The organism is Dietzia aurantiaca, assembly GCF_021033825.1.
Taxonomy (GTDB): domain Bacteria; phylum Actinomycetota; class Actinomycetes; order Mycobacteriales; family Mycobacteriaceae; genus Dietzia; species Dietzia aurantiaca.
This window is the reverse complement of record NZ_JAIFXZ010000022.1, coordinates 1-17979: the sequence shown is the minus strand read 5'-3', so window position 1 is coordinate 17979 and position 17979 is coordinate 1. Positions and strand designations below refer to the sequence as shown.

The 17979-nt window shown below is 69.8% G+C and carries 14 protein-coding genes; 11 read left to right on the top strand and 3 right to left on the bottom strand.

The annotated features are described in order from the left end of the window. From leuD to K3888_RS16715, 3 genes are read left to right on the top strand one after another with little or no spacing between them, the layout of a single operon-like run. Nucleotides 1–600 carry a 3-isopropylmalate dehydratase small subunit gene (gene leuD, locus K3888_RS16725; protein ID WP_230931421.1) on the top strand — a complete coding sequence of 200 codons (600 nt, stop codon included), beginning with the start codon at nucleotides 1–3 and terminating at the stop codon, nucleotides 598–600. After that, the gene (locus K3888_RS16720) at nucleotides 597–1367 is read left to right on the top strand and encodes an RraA family protein (protein WP_230931420.1); all 771 of its coding nucleotides are present in this window, start codon (nucleotides 597–599) and stop codon (nucleotides 1365–1367) included. Before leuD ends, K3888_RS16720 begins: the two co-directional genes overlap by 4 nt. Before the next feature lie 43 nt (nucleotides 1368–1410). After that, the gene (locus K3888_RS16715; protein ID WP_230931419.1) at nucleotides 1411–2610 is read left to right on the top strand and encodes an MFS transporter; all 1200 of its coding nucleotides are present in this window, start codon (nucleotides 1411–1413) and stop codon (nucleotides 2608–2610) included. A 92-nt stretch (nucleotides 2611–2702) separates the two neighbouring features. Here the strand turns inward: K3888_RS16715 and K3888_RS16710 are convergent, their stop codons facing one another. Next, complete coding sequence (locus K3888_RS16710) at nucleotides 2703–6344, bottom strand: indolepyruvate ferredoxin oxidoreductase family protein (RefSeq protein WP_230931418.1); 3642 nt, start codon at nucleotides 6342–6344, stop codon at nucleotides 2703–2705. A gap of 167 nt (nucleotides 6345–6511) precedes the next feature. Between K3888_RS16710 and K3888_RS16705 the strand changes: the two genes are divergently transcribed. Then, nucleotides 6512–6979 (top strand): Lrp/AsnC family transcriptional regulator, encoded by a 468-nt coding sequence (locus K3888_RS16705; protein ID WP_230931417.1) that lies wholly within the window; start codon nucleotides 6512–6514, stop codon nucleotides 6977–6979. 3 nt (nucleotides 6980–6982) lie between these two features. On the opposite strand, the gene K3888_RS16700 is transcribed toward K3888_RS16705, so the two are convergent. Then, nucleotides 6983–8446 (bottom strand): amidase, encoded by a 1464-nt coding sequence (locus tag K3888_RS16700; RefSeq protein WP_230931416.1) that lies wholly within the window; start codon nucleotides 8444–8446, stop codon nucleotides 6983–6985. Between the two features lie 165 nt (nucleotides 8447–8611). Between K3888_RS16700 and K3888_RS16695 the strand changes: the two genes are divergently transcribed. Beyond that, the gene (locus K3888_RS16695) at nucleotides 8612–9289 is read left to right on the top strand and encodes a hypothetical protein (RefSeq protein WP_230931415.1); all 678 of its coding nucleotides are present in this window, start codon (nucleotides 8612–8614) and stop codon (nucleotides 9287–9289) included. Between the two features lie 117 nt (nucleotides 9290–9406). Here K3888_RS16695 and K3888_RS16690 read toward each other — a convergent pair whose 3' ends face one another. Further along, a complete protein-coding gene (locus tag K3888_RS16690) occupies nucleotides 9407–9697 on the bottom strand; it encodes a DUF1540 domain-containing protein (RefSeq protein ID WP_230931414.1) in 291 nt (96 codons plus the stop codon). Nucleotides 9698–9980: 283 nt separating this feature from the next. Here K3888_RS16690 and K3888_RS16685 point away from each other — a divergent pair, with 283 nt between their 5' ends. The 6 genes from K3888_RS16685 to K3888_RS16660 are packed head-to-tail and all read left to right on the top strand — an operon-like array spanning nucleotide 9981 to nucleotide 17863. Next, nucleotides 9981–11555, top strand: a complete 1575-nt coding sequence (locus K3888_RS16685) for a carboxyl transferase domain-containing protein (protein WP_230931413.1) — start codon at nucleotides 9981–9983, stop codon at nucleotides 11553–11555. Nucleotides 11556–11563: 8 nt separating this feature from the next. Next, on the top strand, nucleotides 11564–13651 hold the full coding sequence (locus K3888_RS16680; protein WP_230931412.1) for an acetyl/propionyl/methylcrotonyl-CoA carboxylase subunit alpha: 2088 nt from the start codon (nucleotides 11564–11566) through the stop codon (nucleotides 13649–13651). Next, on the top strand, nucleotides 13644–14789 hold the full coding sequence (locus tag K3888_RS16675; RefSeq protein ID WP_230931411.1) for an acyl-CoA dehydrogenase family protein: 1146 nt from the start codon (nucleotides 13644–13646) through the stop codon (nucleotides 14787–14789). Before K3888_RS16680 ends, K3888_RS16675 begins: the two co-directional genes overlap by 8 nt. Before the next feature lie 2 nt (nucleotides 14790–14791). After that, complete coding sequence (locus K3888_RS16670) at nucleotides 14792–15304, top strand: MaoC family dehydratase (RefSeq protein ID WP_230931410.1); 513 nt, start codon at nucleotides 14792–14794, stop codon at nucleotides 15302–15304. Then, nucleotides 15301–16185 (top strand): HpcH/HpaI aldolase/citrate lyase family protein, encoded by an 885-nt coding sequence (locus tag K3888_RS16665; protein ID WP_230931409.1) that lies wholly within the window; start codon nucleotides 15301–15303, stop codon nucleotides 16183–16185. Before K3888_RS16670 ends, K3888_RS16665 begins: the two co-directional genes overlap by 4 nt. A 28-nt stretch (nucleotides 16186–16213) precedes the next feature. Next, nucleotides 16214–17863, top strand: coding sequence for an AMP-binding protein (locus tag K3888_RS16660; RefSeq protein WP_230931408.1), 1650 nt, complete (start codon nucleotides 16214–16216; stop codon nucleotides 17861–17863). Nucleotides 17864–17979: the final 116 nt, after the last annotated feature.

Genomic DNA, 17979 nt, shown 5'->3' with positions numbered 1-17979 from the left:
ATGGAGCAGTTCCACCAGCACACGGGTGTCGCGGCGCCGATGAAGGTCGCCGACGTCGACACCGACCAGATCATCCCCGTCCGGTTCTGCTCGGGCGTCGACAAGTCGGGCCTGGACGACGCGCTGTTCGCCGACTGGCGCGAGAGTCCCGAGTTCGTCCTCAACCAGCAGCGCTTCACCAGTTCTACTGTTCTGGTGGCCGGTGAGAACTTCGGCTGCGGCTCCTCCCGGGAGTGGGCGGTCTGGGCGCTGCAGGCCTACGGCTTCCGCGTGGTCCTCGCGCCCCGGTTCGGCGACATCTTCACCGGCAACTCGTTCAAGAACGGCCTCCTGCTCGTCGAGCTCGGCAGCGGAGAGATCGAGCAGGTCTGGAAGGAGATCGACGAGCGTCCCGGCACCGAGGTGACCGTGGACCTGCGCGAGCAACTCGTGCGCGTGGGTGATCTCACCTTCGGCTTCACCGTCGATCCCACCCATCGGCAGCGCCTGCTCGACGGCACCGACGACATCGACCTCACCCTCCAGTACGCCGCCGACATCGCCGCGTTCGAGGCCCGGCGGAGGCCCACCCTGCCGACCGCACGACGCATCGGGGCGTGAGCGGCGTGCCCGACGTGCGTCGCCGCCTCACCGGTCGACTGGACGAGGCCCTGATGACGACGACGAGTATCCCGAGGGCCCCCGCCGATCTTCTGCCGAGGCTCCGGTCCGTGCCTGATGTGTCGTCCGCCGTCGCTGACGCACTCGACGAGCTGGGCGTGGGTGGGTGTGTCCCGACCGAACGCCTCCGACCACTGGATCCGGACCTCGTCGTCGTCGGACAGGTCGTCACCCTCCGCTACCGCCGGCTCGACGGCGACGTCTCCACCAACCGGGAGGCTGGCCGTGGCCGGGTCTTCGGCGACCGCGACCTCTACGGACTCGGGCGGCCCGGGGACGTCGCGGTGATGGACTGCGGCGGTTCCACCGATGCCGCGGTCGTCGGGGCGCTGTCGGCCAAGTGGGCTGCCAAGGCCGGGATCGCGGGCTGCCTGGTCGACGGGCCCGTGCGCGACACCGCGTCGATCATGCAGGTGCGGCTGCCCGTGTGGAGCGTGGGTTCGGTCCCGCGGGCTGCGCGGTACCGCCTCGAGGTGGCCGAGCTCAACGGCCCCGTCGACCTCGCCGGTGTGACCGTGCGGCCGGGCGACGTCGTGGCCGCCGACCGGGATGGCGTCGCGGTGATCCCGTTCGCCGCCGTGGCCGAGGTCGTGGGGTTCTGCGAGCGCGCTCACCGCGAGGAGGAACGGTTTGTCGCGGTGATCGATGCGGCCGAGACGCTCGAGGACCTGGTCGCACACACGGCCGGTGGGTCCACCCCCGCCTGACTCCCGGGGCCGGCCACGACGCGGCCGGTCGTACAGTGGGCCGGTGGACAGTGCCAGTGACTTCGGATCCGGGATCGCCCCGGGGAGCCCGGCGTTCCGGCAGATGCAGCTGGCGCTGCTGTGCATCGGGATCGCGACGTTCGCCCAGTTGTACTCGCCGCAGGGACTGTTGCCGCTCATCGCCGCCGACGAGGGGGTGAGCGCGGACGCCGCGTCGCTCATGATCTCGGCCGCGACACTGGGGCTGGCCGTCGGGGTCATCCCGTGGTCATACGTCGGCGACGCGGTCGGCCGGCGTCCGGCGATGCTCGTCGCGATCACTCTGGCCTGTGTGTTCGCGGTGCTCGCACTGGTCATGCCGAGCTTCCCCTTGATCCTGGTCATGAGGTTCTTCGAGGGCGCGATGCTCGGCGGTGTTCCCGCTCTCGCGGTGGCGTACCTCAGCGAGGAGATCCGGCCCGGCGTCTCGGCGGTGGCCGCGGGCACGTACGTCGCCGGGACGACCATCGGGGGGTTGACCGGCCGGATCGTCGCGGCGCCGCTCGGGGAGTGGCTTGGCTGGCAGATCGGCATGCTCGCGGTGCTGGCGATCGCCGTGGCCGCGGTCGCGGTCTTCCTCGTCACGGCCCCACCCGCTCGCAACTTCACCCCGCGACGCGCCACGGTCCGCGAGGCGGTCGGCCGGCTCGTCGGCAACCTGCGCTCGCCGGCGCTGATCGTGATCTACCTGCAGGCGACGCTCACCATGGGCGGGTTCGTCGCCATGTACAACTACCTGGGGTTCCACCTGTCCGCGCCGCCGTACGCGCTGCCCCTCTGGCTCACCGGCCTGATCTTCCTCGCCTACCTCGCCGGGACGGTGTCGTCCCCACGCGCCGGAGTCCTCGCCTCCAGGCTGGGACGCAAACCGGTGCTCATCGGCGGAAACCTGCTGATGGCGGGCGGGGTGGCACTGACCCTCGTGCCGAGTCTCTGGGTGATAGTGCCGGGGGTCGTCGTGCTGACGGCCGGGTTCTTCGCGTCCCACGCCGTGGCCGCGGGCTGGGCGGGGTCCTCGGCGGTCGCCGGGCGGGCGCAGTCCACGTCGCTCTATAACCTGGGCTACTACGGCGGATCGTCGGTCTTCGGGTTCCTGGGCGGGACGTTCCTCGCGGCTGGGGGGTGGGCCGGGACGGTCGGGATGGTCCTCGGGCTCACGGCGGTCGCGACCGTGCTCGTCGCCGCTGTCCTGCCCAGGAACTGACGGGCGGATCGCAGCTGGAGCTGAATCCCCTGGGCGGACGACGCAGCCCGCGCGCCGAGGGGTTCTCGGATCGCGGGCTGCGTGAGGGGGCGTCAGGCGTCGAGCTGCGCGCGCAGGGCGGCGAGCTCCTCCCGGTATCGGGTCACGTTGTCCAGCTTGACGTGCTCGTAGCCGCGGACCATGTCCGGCAGCTCGGCGAGCGCGATCGCGGTCCCGGTCCACGTGGCGTCCTTGCCGACCGGGCCCACGCGACGCAGCTCGGCGGTGAGCTCGTCGACGAGGCCGCGGTACTCGGCCAGCAGCTCGCGCTCGACCCGGCGGACACCGGCGTAGCCGAACACATCCAGCGGCGTGCCGCGCAGACGCTTCATCTTCGCGAGCGCCTTCATGGCCGGCATGGCCCTGGGGCCGATCGAGATCTTCTTCTTCATGCCCATCGCGCGCAGTGTCGGCGGATGCAGCTTGAGCCTGGCCACCGCGCCCTCGCCCCAGTCCTCGGCGATCTGCTGGGCGAACTCCGGGTCCACGGCGAGGCGGGCGACCTCGTACTCGTCCTTGTAGGCCATGAGTTTGTGGAGGTGTTTGGCCACCGCGAGAGTGAGCTGCTCACCCGCCGTGTCACCGGCGGCGCGCGGGCCACCTGCGGTGCGCTCATCCTTCAAGGCCTCGGCCGCGCGGATCTGCTCGACGCGTCGCACATAGTCGGCCGCGTAGGTCTCGTCCTGGAAGGCGATGAGCTCGTCCACCCGCAGCGTCACGGCGGCGCGCAGTTCGTCCGAGGCATCGGCCCCGAGCCCTGCGAGTAGACGCTCGCAGGCGGGGGAGGCCACGTGCCGGTCGACGGTCGCCGTTGACACCGGCTGGTGCAGCTCGGCGACGAGCGCGGACACCGCGGCGGGATCCGCGACGGCCTGACGGCCACGGCGGAACGCCTGCAGGTTCTGCTCCACGGCCACCCCGTTGAGCTCGATGGCCTGCTCGATGGCCTCGGCGGAGACGGGCAGCGCGCCACTCTGGTACGCGGCGCCCACCATGAGCATGTTGGACGTCTGCGTGGAACCGAACAGCTTCTCGGTCAGTTCGCCGGGGTCGAGGTAGAGGCCACGGCGGGAGGCGCGGTCGATCACGGCCTGGATGTCCGAATCGGTGGGGAAGTGCACCGCGGTGTCGATGACCATCTTCCCGGTCGGGATCTGCGTGGTGGAGACGACCGCGGTGGTGCGATCCGGGTTCGCGACCTTGAGGTGGGCGTTGTCCGCGCCGACGATTCCGTCACAACAGAGGTAGAGGTCGCAGTCGCCCGCGCCGATCTTGGGTGGCTGCTCCAGCGGGGTGCGGCTCACGCGGACGTCGGAGACCACGGCGCCGCCCTTCTGGGCGAGCCCGGTCATGTCGAGAGTGCGTGCCGAGTTCCCGTCGAGCACGGCGGCGGTGGCCAGGACCGCGGAGACCGTGACGATGCCGGTCCCGCCGATCCCGGTGAGGCGTAGCGAGAATCCACGGTCGGGATCCACCTCGGACCGGACCGGCTCTGGGATGTCGCCGGCACCGAGCGCGGGGGCCGTGGCGACCCGCTCGGTCCTGGCGCCCGGCACGACGGTGACGAACGCGGGGCAGTCGCCCTGTAGACAAGAGAAGTCGAAGTTGCAGGTGGACTGGTCGATCTGGGTCTTGCGGCCGAACTCGGTCTGGACCGGGTGGACGGACAGGCAGTTGGATTTCTTGCCGCAGTCGCCGCAGCCCTCACAGATGCGCTCGTTGATCACGACCTTCTCGGCGGGGGTGGGGTAGTCGCCGCGCTTGCGGTGGCGACGCTTCTCGGCGGCGCAGTACTGATCGTGGACCAGCACCGTGACGCCGGGGACGGCCGCGAGCTCCTGCTGGATCTCGAGGGTGTCCACCCGGTCGCGCACGTCGACGCCTCGCGGGACGCCCTGTGCCCTGGTGGCCTTGACGTTGTCCGTCGTCACGACGATCTTGGCGACCTTCTCGGCCTGGAGCAGGCGGAGGATCTCCGGGAGCGACATCTCGCCGACCGGGTCCTGGCCGCCGGTCATGGCGACCGTGCCGTTGTAGAGCAACTTGTAGGTGATGTTGTCTCCCGCGGCCACAGTCGCGCGCAGAGCGAGCGATCCGGAGTGCATGAACGTGCCGTCGCCGACGTTCTGCACCATGTGGCGCTCTTCGAGGAACGGTGACATGCCCGTCCACTGGATGCCCTCGCCGCCCATCTGGGTGACGCCCGTGACCTTGCCGACCTGCGACTCGTCCATCGTCAGCACCATCGCGTGGCACCCGATGCCGCCGCCGACCAGGGTGCCGTCGGCGACCTTGGTGGAGCTGTTGTGCGGACAACCGGAGCAGAAGTAGGGGGACCGGGTGGTGGCGAGTGGCAGTGTGATGCGCGAGCGGCCGCGGCCCGGGCCGTCGAGCCACGCCTGTGCGGACCCGATGCCGTGGACCTTGCCGAGCCGTTGTGCCAGGCCCCGGGTCACGGCGTCAACGTCGAGTTCGCCGAATCGGCTGAACAGGGTGGATCCGTCCTCGTGGGACTTGCCCACGACTTTGGCGACGTCGGGGCGGCGGAAGTGGATCTCGCGGATCATGGTCTCGATGAAATCGCGCTTCTCCTCGACCACGATCACCTCGTCGAGACCGGTCATGAACTCGTCGAGCACGGTGCGCTCGACCGGGTAGACCATGCCCAGTTTGAGGATCCGGATGCCGCGGCGCGCGAGTTCCGAATCATCGAGGCCGAGCCGACGTAGGGACTCCCGGACGTCGAGGTAGCTCTTGCCGGCGGCGACGATGCCGATCCGGTCGTCGGCGGTGCGCTGCACTATGCGGTTGAGCTTGTTGAGTCGTGCGTACTCGAGGGCGCGGGGGATCCGGATGGTGAGCTGGTTCTGCTCTAGTTCCATCAGGCTCGAACCGAGCAGCTGGCCGGACGGGACGTGTGGACTCACGCCGAGGTCGCCGTAGACGGGCAGGATCCGATCCGGGTCCACGAGGGCGGTGGACGAGGCGTCCGCGACGTGCGACGAGATCTTCATGGCGGACCACAGGCCGGAGACCCGGGAGAGGATGGCGGCGTGGACGCCGAAGTCCAGGACGTCCTGCGAGTCGGCCGGGTACAACGTGGGTAGGTAGAGGTCGGCCAATGCCAGTTCGGAGGCGCACGGGACGGTCGAGGACTTGGCCCCGGGGTCGTCGCCGACCAGGGCGACGGCACCGCCGTTCGGATCGGTGCCGATGAGGTTGGCGTGTCGGATGGCGTCCGAGGCGCGGTCGAGTCCGGGGGACTTGCCGTACCAGTAGCCCACGACGCCGTCCAGGGGAGCGCCGCCGGTGTGGGCGGTCGAGCGAAGGGTGCCGGTGCGACGGGCGATCTGCGAGCCCATCACCGCGGTTGCGCCGGCCTCCTCGTTGAGGGCGGGGCGGTGCACGACGTCGTACGGGTCGAGGAATGCGCCGCGCCTGGCCAGTTCGAGGTCGTAGCCCGCCAGCGGCGAGCCCTCGTAACCGCTCACCAGACTCGCGGTGAGCAGGTTCTGTCTACGGTCCAGGCGCGCGCGGTCACGGACGGTGCGGACCAGGGCCTGGATCCCGGTGAGGTAGACGGTACCGCTCTCGCGGGTGTAGCGGTCCGAGAGGGAGAAGGAGCCGGCGTCCGCCTGGCCGGTCCGCGGCAGGTCGTCGTGCGTGCCGTTGGGGGAGCCGAGAAGGGAGGTCATGATTCACACCTAGCCTTGGGAATTTGTGATCAGGGCCTCCAGGCTAGGCCGTCTTGTGAACTCCGTCACGTGGCCAGCGGGTAGCCGGGCAGCCTGTACATCGAGCGTGCCCGAACGAGAATTAGATTGAACACCATGTCCAGTAGTTCATCCTCTACTCTGGACACATGGACCTCTCACCCAACCTTGACGACACGGACCGACGGCTGCTCTCGATCGTCATGGCGGACCCCCGCGTCGGCGTACGCGAGTTCTCGCGTCGCCTCGGCGTGGCCCGCGGCACCGCACAGGCTCGGCTCGACAAGCTCGAGTCGCGCGGCGTGCTCGCCTCCTGGGCGCCGGCCCTCGACGCTTCCGCGCTCGGCTATCCGCTCGGCGCGCTCGTCCATATCCAGATGGCGCAGGCCAAGCTGCAGGAGACGTGTGATGGCCTGGCGCGGGTGCGTGAGGTGCTCGAGGTGATGAGCGTGGCCGGCGAGTTCGACATCGTCTGCCGCGTGGTCGCGCGCGACCACGCGCACCTCGAAGAGGTGTTCAGCGCGATCATCTCGACGCCCGGCGTGCTGCGGACCCGCACCGAGGTGATCCTGCGCCAGCGGGTCGGGCCCAGGGTGACCCAGCTGCTCGAGGGCTGAGCGCTACTCCCAGATCCGGGCGAACGGGAAGGCGGCCTCGTACTCGGAGGCGATCTCGAGGAGGGTGCGATCGTGACCGATACGGGCGCTGAGCTGCACGCCGATCGGCATCCCGTCCGGCGCGGCCCCGGCAGGTAGGGAGATGGCCGGTGATCCCGCGACGTTCTGGGCCGGAGTGAACGTGACCCAGTTCGCGACCCGTTCCATGTGCTGGTCGAAATCCTGGTCGGCGTCCAGGTAGCCGACTTCCGGCGTCTCGTGGTTGACCACCGGATTGAGGATCAGGTCGCGGTCGCCGAACATCGCGTCGTGGCGCCGCCGCATCCGGTTCAGACGCAGCAGCACACCTGGGATCCGGTGCAGACGCCTGAGCGCCTGGGCCGCGAGACCCACGGTGAAGGCGTCGAGTTCGGCGCGGTCAAAGCCCTCGCCGAAGAGCGAGGCACCCTGTGTGGACGTGGCCAGGGCGAGCAGGCTCCAGTAGGCCTTGAAGTCGTTCTCGAACGTCGACGGGACGGGCGCCTCGATCAGGTCCACGCGATGTCCGAGTTCCTCGAGGCGCTGGGCGGCCAGGCGCAGCACGGTGAGGGTGGCGGCGTCGGTGGGGCCGCCCGCGGGGCTCTGCTCGACCATCCCTATCCGCAGCCGCCGGTCGGGAGCGGGCGCGATCTGCCCCATCGGTGCGACCTTCGTCGCCGGCCGCCGGGACTCGAACGCGGCCCAGAAGCTCACCGTGTCGCGCACGGATCTCGTCACGACCGACTGCGACACGATCGGGATGGGCATGTTCTTGGAGTAGGGCTCGTGAGAGTGGCGGCCCTGGCTGGGCTTGAATCCGACCAGTCCGGTCGCCGCCGCGGGAATCCGCACGGAACCGCCCCCGTCGTTGGCGTGCGCGATCGGCAGCGCGCCCGCGGCCACGAGCGCGGCCGAGCCTCCCGATGAGCCTCCGGGCGTGCGACGGACATCCCACGGATTGCGGGTGACGCGTCCACCCTGGCGTTCGGTCGCCGCCGTCCAGCCGAACGGCGGGGTGGTGGTCATCCCGACCGGGATCACCCCGGTCGCACTCAATTCGCGCACGACCGGGCCGTCCGAGTCTGCCGGGGACGCACGCACCGCGTCGGAGCCCATGGTGGTGGGCATCCCGGCGGCAGCGACGTTGTCCTTGAACGCGCTCGGCACGCCGGCGAGCCGGGGGATCCCCTCTGGGCCACGCGCGTGCTCGCCGAACGCCCGGGCCCGCTGGAGGGCCCGGCCGACGTCGCTGAACGCCAGCGTGCCGAGGGCGGGCTCCACGGAGTCGATTCGGTCGATGGCCGCCTGCATCGCCTCGACCGGATGGAGTTCGCCGGTGCGGATCCGCTCGGCCACGGCGGTCGCGTCGTCGTAGCCGAGGGCATCGTCGTGGAAGGCATGCACCCGACAGGTGTCGTTGCCGGAAGCGCTGACAGTGGCGTCGATCACGACCCCACCTTAAGGGTGCTCGTGCGCCGTGCGGGAACTCACTATTGACATCCTCAGGGTCGATCAGGCAGTTTAGGGGTACCTAAGTAAGGCGAGGGTCACCTAATGCGCTTCCGCGGCGCCGTCATCGACGGTGAGGTGTGACCCGGCTGTGGAGGACGATTCATGACAGTGCACCCGATCACGTCGAGCCCGATCACCGCGGGCGCGCGCCGACTCCTGGATGGCACCGGCATCGCCACGGTCGCCGTGCGCGGGAGCAAGAACCGCTCGGACGTCATGGTCTCGGCGGGACATCGTTGGATCGGCGAAGGCGCGATCGTCGTGACCGGGACGCCCGCGCCCTGGTCGGGCCTGATGGTCGCGCCGGGTGAGTCCGTCGAGGTCGTGGTGATGATCGACGAGTACGCCCCGATCGTCGAGGCCAGGGTTCACGTCGCCAGCCTCTACGCCTTCGGCATCGCCCGGGCGGCGCGCCAGGGAGAGGGCTGGGTGGTGGAGATCGAGATCCAGCTCGGTGACGTGGACGTGAAGCGCCTCGGCCACGCGGGCACGGTCGACGCGCGGCTGCTCGACGCGGTGCCGTCCGATCCGCTCGCGGTCGAATCGGCCGGCCTGGCGGATGAGATCCGGGCTCGTTTCGGCGGCGAGCTGGCCGCCCTCGCCGGCGCCGGCGATCCGGACAGCCCGCCCTACGTGCTCGGGGTGGACGCCGAAGGGCTCCACCTGATCACCGCTCTGGGCGTTGACGCCGACGTCATCCACCTCCCGTTCCTGGCCCGTGCGGAGAATGCGGGGGACGTGGTCCGGGAGATGGGACAGTACGTCGCTCGCGCCAGCTGACGCGGCGCTCGTCGTCGTCGGTTTCCGACGGCACACGCACGACCGGCTCCCGACCTCGCGAGGTCGGGAGCCGGTTTCGTGGGTGGAGGGGCCGGGGGGCCGGACGCGCCGCGCCGGTCAGGCCGGGGTGTAGGTGAGGCAGTCGGCCGTGTCGGCGCCGGAGCCGATGGTGACCGACTCGGCGGAGCAGAGCAGGTCCTTGTTGTGCGCGCACTCGACCCGCTGGCAGGCGCCCACGTGGGCGGCGGCGGTGGGAAGACCACCGCGGACGTCCAGCGAGATGAAGGTGCCGCATTCGGCGTGATCGGGCGCGCCGGCGACCGTGATGGCTCCCGCGTTGCAGTTCTGCTCGCTGTTGAACGAGCACGCGGTCACGGTGCAGGTGCTGATTCCGGTGAGAGTGGCCATGACGATCGCTCCTCGCGTCGCGTCGGATGTGTGGATCAGAGTCAACACCGGATCGGTCCGACTTGCAACCAAAGTAAGGCTGTGCTATGTGAGCCAAGCCTAAGCTTCTGGCCTGCGGGAACGGCATCGTCGGGGTCCGGCCGCCCCCGGTCCGGCTCGAATTCGTCGAGGGGTTCACCGCGGTCCGGCGGGCGGTGTGTGCGAATCCGCTCTGGACATTTGTGAGGCGCGGCACTATCGTCGTTTTCAGTTAATCCGACTTAACTGAAAGGGAGCGGCGCAGATGACTTCCGCGACCACCAATCGCCAGGCGCACGAGGAGCTCCTCTCCGACCTGCGTGCCCGCCTCGACCGCGCCGCGCTCGGCGGTGGCGAGAAGGCCCGGGCCCGACACCTCGAGCGGGGCAAGCTCCTCGCCCGTCAGCGTGTCGACGTCCTACTCGACCCCGGCAGTCCGTTCCTCGAGCTCTCGCCGCTCGCGGCGGAGGAGATGTACGGCGGCAAGGCCCCCGCCGCGGGTGTCGTGGCCGGCATCGGCCGGGTCTCCGGCCGCGAGTGCCTGATCATCGCCAACGACGCGACGGTCTCGGGCGGCACCTATTACCCCATGACGGTGAAGAAGCACCTGCGCGGCCAGGAGGTGGCGCTGGCCAACAACCTGCCGTGCATCTACCTCGTGGACTCGGGCGGCGCGATGCTGCTCCAGCAGGACGAGGTCTTCCCGGACCGCGACCATTTCGGCCGCATCTTCTACAACCAGGCCACGATGTCCGCCAAGGGCATCCCGCAGATCGCGGCGGTCATGGGCTCGTGCACCGCCGGTGGCGCGTACGTGCCGGCGATGAGTGATGAGGCCGTGATCGTGCGCAATCAGGGCACGATCTTCCTGGCCGGCCCGCCGCTGGTCAAGGCCGCGACGGGAGAGGAGGTCACCGCCGAGGAGCTGGGTGGCGGCGATCTCCACGCCAAGACCTCCGGTGTGGTGGACCACCTGGCCGACGACGACTACGACGCGCTCATGAAAGTCCGGGAGATCGTCGCGACCTGCCCACCCGCGCCCGCCCCGGACTGGGACGTCCTCGAGCCGCGTGAGCCGGCCCGCCCGCAGACGGACCTCTACGACCTCGTCCCGACCGACTCGCGCACCCCGTACGACGTGCGCGACATCATCGGAACGATCGTGGACGGCGGCGAGTACACCGAGTTCAAGGAGAACTACGGCAGCTCGATGGTCACGGCGTTCGCGCGGATCCACGGTCACCCGGTCGGGATCATCGGCAACAACGGCGTGATCTTCTCCGAGTCCGCCCTCAAGGGGGCGCACTTCATCGAGCTGTGCGATCGTCGCAAGATCCCGCTGGTCTTCCTGCAGAACATCACCGGCTTCATGGTGGGCCGCCAGTACGAGGCGGGCGGGATCGCCAAGAACGGCGCCAAGATGGTCACCGCCGTGGCGTGCGCCCGGGTGCCCAAGTTCACGATCGTCGTGGGCGGCTCGTTCGGCGCCGGCAACTACTCGATGTGCGGCCGCGCCTACTCGCCTCGCTTCCTGTGGATGTGGCCCAACGCGAAGATCGCCGTGATGGGTGGTCCGCAGGCGGCCGACACCCTGGCCTCGGTGCGCGCGGCACAGGTCACCAAGTCGGGAGGGGAGTGGACCGACGAGCAACAGACGGAGTTCACGGCCCCGATCCGCGAGCAGTTCGAGGAGCAGTCCACCGCGTACTACTCCACGGCCCGCCTCTGGGACGACGGGATCATCGACCCCGCCGACACCCGAACCGTCCTCGGCCTGTCGCTCGCCGCGGCCGCCAACGCCCCCCTCGAGCCGGTCAACAACGGCGTCTTCAGGATGTGAGCAGACCAATGTCAGAAAAACTGCCTCAGAAGCTCGACACCGTCCTGGTGGCCAACCGCGGTGAGATCGCGTGCCGCGTGATCCGTTCACTCCGCGCCGCGGGTATCCGCTCGGTCGCCGTGTACTCCGATGCCGACGCCGACGCGCTGCACGTGCGCATGGCGGATGCCGCGGTCCGGCTGGGCCCGGCGCAGGCGTCGCAGTCCTACCTCGACATCGACAAGGTCATCGCCGCGTGCCGCGAGACCGGCGCGCAGGCCGTTCACCCTGGTTACGGCTTCCTGTCGGAGAACGCGAAGTTCGCCCGCGCGCTGGAGGAGGCGGGTCTGATCTTCGTCGGACCGCCCGCCTCGGCGATCGAGACGATGGGTGACAAGATCACCGCCAAGGCCGCGGTGACCGCCCGCGACGTGCCCACCGTGCCCGGCATCTCCCGGCCGGGACTGACCGACGACGAGCTGGTCGCCGGCGCGGCCGAGGTCGGCTACCCCGTTCTCGTCAAGCCGTCCGCCGGCGGCGGAGGTAAAGGCATGCGGCGGGTCGAGGACCCGGCTGACCTGCCTGCGGCCCTGGACTCGGCGCGGCGCGAGTCGGCTAACGCGTTCGGCGACGACACGCTGTTCCTCGAGCGGTTCGTGGACACCCCTCGCCACATCGAGGTGCAGGTCCTGGCCGATACCCACGGCAACATCGTCCACCTGGGAGAGCGCGAGTGCTCGCTCCAGCGGCGCCACCAGAAGGTCATCGAGGAGGCGCCCAGCGCGCTGCTCGACGAGGCCACCCGCCAGCGCATCGGTCAGGCGGCCTGCGACGCGGCCCGCTCGGTCGGCTACGTCGGCGCCGGCACGGTCGAGTTCATCGTCTCCGCTCACGCCCCGGACGAGTTCTTCTTCATGGAGATGAACACCCGCCTGCAGGTGGAGCACCCGGTCACCGAAATGGTCACCGGCGTGGATCTGGTCGACTGGCAGGTCCGCATCGCCGCGGGCGAGGAGTTGACGCTGCGCCAGGAGGACATCACCCTCACAGGCCACGCGATCGAGGCCCGGGTCTACGCCGAGGACCCGGCCAAGGGCTTCCTGCCCACCGGCGGCACCGTGCTCGGCCTCGAGGAGCCGTCGGGCAGCGGGATCCGCGTGGACTCCGGTCTGCGCGTGGGCACCGTCGTCGGCAGTGACTACGACCCCATGCTCGGCAAGGTCATCGCCCACGGCGCCGACCGCGCCGAGGCGCTGGCACGACTCGACGCGGCGTTGGCCGGCACCCACGTGCTGGGCCTGCGCACCAACGTCGACTTCTGCCGCTTCCTGCTCTCCCGCCCCGAGGTCGTGGCCGGTGACCTGGACACCGGGCTGCTCGACCGTAGTGTCGACGACTACTCCGCCGCCCCCGCGCCGGAGGGCGCGCTGGTGGCCGTGGCCATGCACCGCACCGAGGAGCGCTGGGCCAGGGTGCCCGCCGACCGCCGAGGTCCGTGGGACGTGCCCAACGGCTGGCGGGTCGGAGGCCGCGCCGAGGTGTGGACGCGGCTGGACACCGGGCCGGGGACCGATCCGGTCACGGTCGGACTCAAGGGGACGCCCGACGACGCCGAGGTGACCATCACCGACGCGACGATCGGCTCCGCCGAGGAGCCTACGGTCTCGTCGCGCCACCGGGCGCGGGTCGCCCGGGACGGGGCCTCGCTCCGGCTCACCGTCGACAGCACCCAGCAGCGCTGGACGATCGTGCGGTCCACGGATCCCAAGAGCCCCGACACGTACTGGGTGGCGGGCGACGGCGGGACCTGGGACCTGCGCCTGCTGCCGCTCATCGACTCCCGGATCCACGACGCCGGCGCCGCCGACGGTCAGATCCTCAGCCCCATGCCGGGTTCGGTGATCGCCTGCTTCGTGGAGGACGGGGCCGAGGTCACCGCCGGCCAGAACATCCTGGCCGTCGAGGCCATGAAGATGGAGCACTCGCTCACCGCGCCGATCGACGGCGTGGCCCGCGTCCACGTCCGCCAAGGCGAGCAGGTGCCCGCCGATCATCTGCTCGCGACCGTCGAGCCCCACCCCTCCACCGAGGAATCCGAAGGAGAATCCGATGCCTGAGTTGGAAGAGCACTACGCAGATCTCAAGTCGACGGTCGCCGACTTCGCCGACAAGGTGGTCGCCCCGGCCTCGGCGGAACACGACCGCGATCACACCTTCCCCTACGAGGTCGTGGCCCAGATGGGTCAGATGGGCCTGTTCGGTCTGCCCTTCCCGGAGGAGTACGGCGGCATGGGCGGCGACTACTTCGCCCTCTCGCTGGCACTCGAGGAGCTCGGTCGTGTCGACCAGTCCACCGCGATGACCCTCGAGGCCGGTGTCGGCCTGGGTGCGATGCCGATCTTCCACTTCGGAAACGAAGAGCAGAAGCAGAAGTGGCTACCGGACCTGGCCGCGGGACGCAAGCTCGCGGGCTTCGGGCTCACCGAGCCCGGTGCCGGCTCGGATGCCGGTGCCACCAAGACCACCGCCAAGCGGGACGGCGACCAATGGGTGATCAACGGCAACAAGCAGTTCATCACCAACTCGGGCACCGAGATCACCTCGCTGGTCACCGTCACCGCCGTCACGGGGACGCGCGAGAACGGCAAGAAGGCCATCTCGACGATCATCGTCCCGTCCGAGACTCCCGGCTTCATTGCCGAGCCGGCGTACGACAAGGTCGGCTGGAACTCGTCCGACACCCACCCGCTGACCTTCGCCGACGCTCGGGTGCCGGTGGAGAACCTGCTGGGCGAGGAGGGGCGCGGCTACGCGAACTTCCTGTCGATCCTCGACGAGGGCCGGATCGCCATCGCCGCCGTGGCCACGGGTGCCGCGCAGGGCTGCGTGGACGAGTCGGTCAAGTACGCGCGCGAGCGCGAATCCATGGGCCAGAAGATCGGCTCGTTCCAGTCGATCGCGTTCAAGATCGCCCGTATGGAGGCCCGCGCCCACACCGCGCGCTGTGCCTACTACGAGGCCGCGCGGCTCATGTTGGCCGGCAAGCCGTTCAAGAAGGAGGCCGCGATCGCCAAGATGGTCGCCTCCGAGGCCGCGATGGACAACGCCCGCGACGCCACGCAGGTCCACGGCGGCTACGGCTTCATGAACGAGTACCCGGTCGCCCGCCACTACCGCGACTCGAAGATCCTCGAGATCGGTGAGGGCACCACCGAGGTACAGCTCATGCTCATCGCGCGCGGACTGGGGCTGTAATCATGTCGGACAACACTGCGCAGCAGCGCAAGGAGGTCGTCCAGCGCGGCCTGTGGTTCGAGGAGTACGAGGTGGGCACCGCCTACCTCCACCGGCCCGGCCGGACGATGACCGAGGCGGACAACGTCCTGTTCACCACGCTCACCATGAACACGCAGGCCCTGCACCTGGACGCGGCGTGGTCGGCCGAGCAGCCGGGCTTCGGCGGCGAGCGTCTCATGAACTCGATGCACACCCTGTCCACGCTGGTCGGCCTGTCGGTCGCCCAGCTGACCCAGGGCACGATCGTGGCGAATCTCGGATTCTCCGAGGTCAACTTCCCCAAGCCGGTCCTACACGGGGACACGCTGTACGCGGAGACCATCTGCACCGACAAGCGCGAGTCGAGGTCGCGGCCGGGCGAGGGCATCGTCACCCTCGAGCACATCGGTCGCAACCAGCACGGCGACATCGTCGCCAAGGCTGTTCGCAAGACGCTGGTCCGCAAGCGCCCCACCGGGGAGGGATCGGCATGAGCGGCGCGCCCGCATGGATCCCGCCCGGCCCGGCGGTGTTGTTCTGCCCGGCGGACCGCCCGGAGCGGTACGCCAAGGCCGCCGAGCGGGCGGACGTGGTGACCGTGGACCTCGAGGACGCCGTCGCGCCGGCGAACCGGGCCGCCGCGCGTGATGCGCTGCGGTCCTCGGACCTGGATCCCGACCGCACGATCGTGCGCGTCAATCCGGTCGACACCTCCGACCACGCTGCGGACCTGGAGGCCTTCACCGCCACCGGCTACCGGTGCGTGATGCTCGCGAAGGCCGAGTCCGCAGCGCAGGTCACCGACCTGTACTCGGCGACCGGCGCCGCGGTGTTGGCGCTGGTGGAGACCCCGCTCGGCGTGGTCCGCGCGGAGGAGATCGCCTCTGCGCCGGGCTGCGCCGGGTTGATGTGGGGAGCCGAGGATCTGCTCGCCGCGATGGGCGGGTCGACCAGCCGGTTCTCCGTCGCCGAGGAGGGCGGGCCGCGGGTGGCGGGGGAGTACCGTGACGTCCCCCGCCACGCCCGCGCCCGGGTCGCGCTCGCCGCGGCCGCGTTCGGGCGGTGGGCGGTGGACTCGGTCCACCTCGACATCGCCGACGTCGAAGGTCAGCGTGCCGAGGCGCTCGACGCCGTCGCCCAGGGATATGTGGGCACGGCGTGCATCCATCCGTCCCAGGTGGCGGTGGTGCGCGAGGCCTACGCGCCCGACGACGACGAGGTGGCCTGGGCCCGCAAGGTCCTCGCCGCTGCGGAACACAACCAGGGCGTGTTCCAGCTGGACGGTCGCATGGTCGACGGTCCGGTCTTCCGCCAGGCCGAGGCGACGATGCGTCGCGCGGCCGCCGCCACCGAAGTGACAACCCCCCGGGCCTGATCCGGCCCCGCCCCCGAGGAGCACCGAGATGACCACCTCAAGTCTCGATTCCACCCCACTCGATCCCGCGGTGTCCCACACGCGCGGGGAGACAGACATCCCCCTGCTCACGCAGACGATCCCCGACAATCTCGCGGCCACGGTCGAGCGGTTCGGGGATCGGGACGCCCTGGTCGACGTGCAGGCCGGTCGCCGGTGGACCTATGCCGAGTTCCTCGCCGACGTGCGCCGGCTGGCGTCCGGTCTGCACCGACTGGGGATCCGGGTGGGCGACCGCGTGGGTATCTGGTCGCCCAACCGCTGGGAGTGGGTGATGATCCAGTACGCCACCGCCGAGCTCGGCGCCGTGCTGGTCAACATCAACCCGTCCTACCGGGTCCACGAACTGGAGTTCGTGCTGAAGCAGGCGGCGCTCAAGGCCGTTGTCGCGGCGCCCCAGTTCAAGGACTCCGACTACACGGGCATGCTGGCCCAGGTGCAGCCGAACTGCCCGGACCTGGAGTTCGTCGTCCTCTTCGGTGACGAGGAGTGGGAGTCCATGATGTCCGGGCCGACCCACGCCGAGGAGCTGGCGGAGATCCGGGCGGGGTTGTCGTCGTCGGACCCGATCAACATCCAGTACACCTCGGGCACCACGGGCTTTCCCAAGGGCGCGACGCTCTCGCACTCGAACATCCTCAACAACGGGTTCTTCGTGGGCGAGCTGGTCAACTACTCGGAGGTCGACCGGGTGTGCATCCCGGTGCCCTTCTACCACTGCTTCGGCATGGTGATGGGCAACCTGGCGTGCACCACGCACGGCTCCGCCATGGTGATCCCCGGCCCGGCATTCGACCCGGTCGCGTCGCTGCGCGCGGTGGTGGAGGAGAAGTGCACCAGCCTCTACGGGGTGCCCACGATGTTCATCGCCGAGCTCGCACTGAAGGACTTCGACTCCTACGACCTGTCGACGTTGCGCACCGGGATCATGGCGGGCTCGCCGTGCCCCGAGTCGACCATGCGTCAGGTGATCGAGAAGATGCACATGGAGGAGGTGTCGATCTGCTACGGCATGACCGAGACCTCGCCGGTCTCGACGCAGACCCGGTCCGACGACTCGCTCGACCGCCGCGTCTCCACCGTGGGTCGGGTCGGCCCGCACCTGGAGATCAAGATCATCGATCCGGGCACCGGCGAGACCCTCCCGCGCGGCGAGGCCGGCGAGTTCTGCACCAAGGGCTACAGCGTCATGCTGGGCTACTGGGACCAGCCGGACAAGACCGCCGAGGCGATCGACGAGGCCGGATGGATGCGCACCGGTGACATCGGGGAGATGGACGACGACGGGTACGTCAGGATCACCGGCCGGATCAAGGACATGGTCATCCGCGGCGGCGAGAACATCTACCCGCGCGAGGTGGAGGAGTTCCTCTACACCCACCCGGCCATCCTCGACGCCCAGGTGATCGGCGTTCCCGACCCCAAGTACGGCGAGGAGCTCATGGCGTGGGTCCGGCTCAAGCCGGGTCGGGACGATCTGACCGCCGACGAGGTCCGTGAGTTCGCCACCGGCAAGCTCGCCCGCCACAAGATCCCGAAGTTCGTCCACGTCGTGGACGAGTTCCCCATGACGGTCACCGGCAAGGTCCGCAAGGTCGACATGCGTGAGACCGCGATCGAGATCCTCGGGCTGGCCTGACAGGCCCGCAACCGTTCTTGACACCCCTGAGCAAGGAGTGAGTGTATGTCCAGCAAGATCATGACCGCGGCGGAGGCCGTCGCGGATATCCCGGCCGGGGCGTCGATCGCCGCGGG

What these genes read in the sequence shown, in the direction of transcription:
- leuD (WP_230931421.1), top strand. Translation starts at nt 1, where the DNA reads ATGGAGCAGTTCCACCAGCACACGGGTGTCGCGGCGCCGATGAAGGTC.
- K3888_RS16710 (WP_230931418.1), bottom strand. Translation starts at nt 6,344, where the DNA reads ATGACCTCCCTTCTCGGCTCCCCCAACGGCACGCACGACGACCTGCCG.
- K3888_RS16705 (WP_230931417.1), top strand. Translation starts at nt 6,512, where the DNA reads ATGGACCTCTCACCCAACCTTGACGACACGGACCGACGGCTGCTCTCG.
- K3888_RS16695 (WP_230931415.1), top strand. Translation starts at nt 8,612, where the DNA reads ATGACAGTGCACCCGATCACGTCGAGCCCGATCACCGCGGGCGCGCGC.
- K3888_RS16690 (WP_230931414.1), bottom strand. Translation starts at nt 9,697, where the DNA reads ATGGCCACTCTCACCGGAATCAGCACCTGCACCGTGACCGCGTGCTCG.
- K3888_RS16685 (WP_230931413.1), top strand. Translation starts at nt 9,981, where the DNA reads ATGACTTCCGCGACCACCAATCGCCAGGCGCACGAGGAGCTCCTCTCC.
- K3888_RS16680 (WP_230931412.1), top strand. Translation starts at nt 11,564, where the DNA reads ATGTCAGAAAAACTGCCTCAGAAGCTCGACACCGTCCTGGTGGCCAAC.
- K3888_RS16675 (WP_230931411.1), top strand. Translation starts at nt 13,644, where the DNA reads ATGCCTGAGTTGGAAGAGCACTACGCAGATCTCAAGTCGACGGTCGCC.
- K3888_RS16670 (WP_230931410.1), top strand. Translation starts at nt 14,792, where the DNA reads ATGTCGGACAACACTGCGCAGCAGCGCAAGGAGGTCGTCCAGCGCGGC.
- K3888_RS16665 (WP_230931409.1), top strand. Translation starts at nt 15,301, where the DNA reads ATGAGCGGCGCGCCCGCATGGATCCCGCCCGGCCCGGCGGTGTTGTTC.
- K3888_RS16660 (WP_230931408.1), top strand. Translation starts at nt 16,214, where the DNA reads ATGACCACCTCAAGTCTCGATTCCACCCCACTCGATCCCGCGGTGTCC.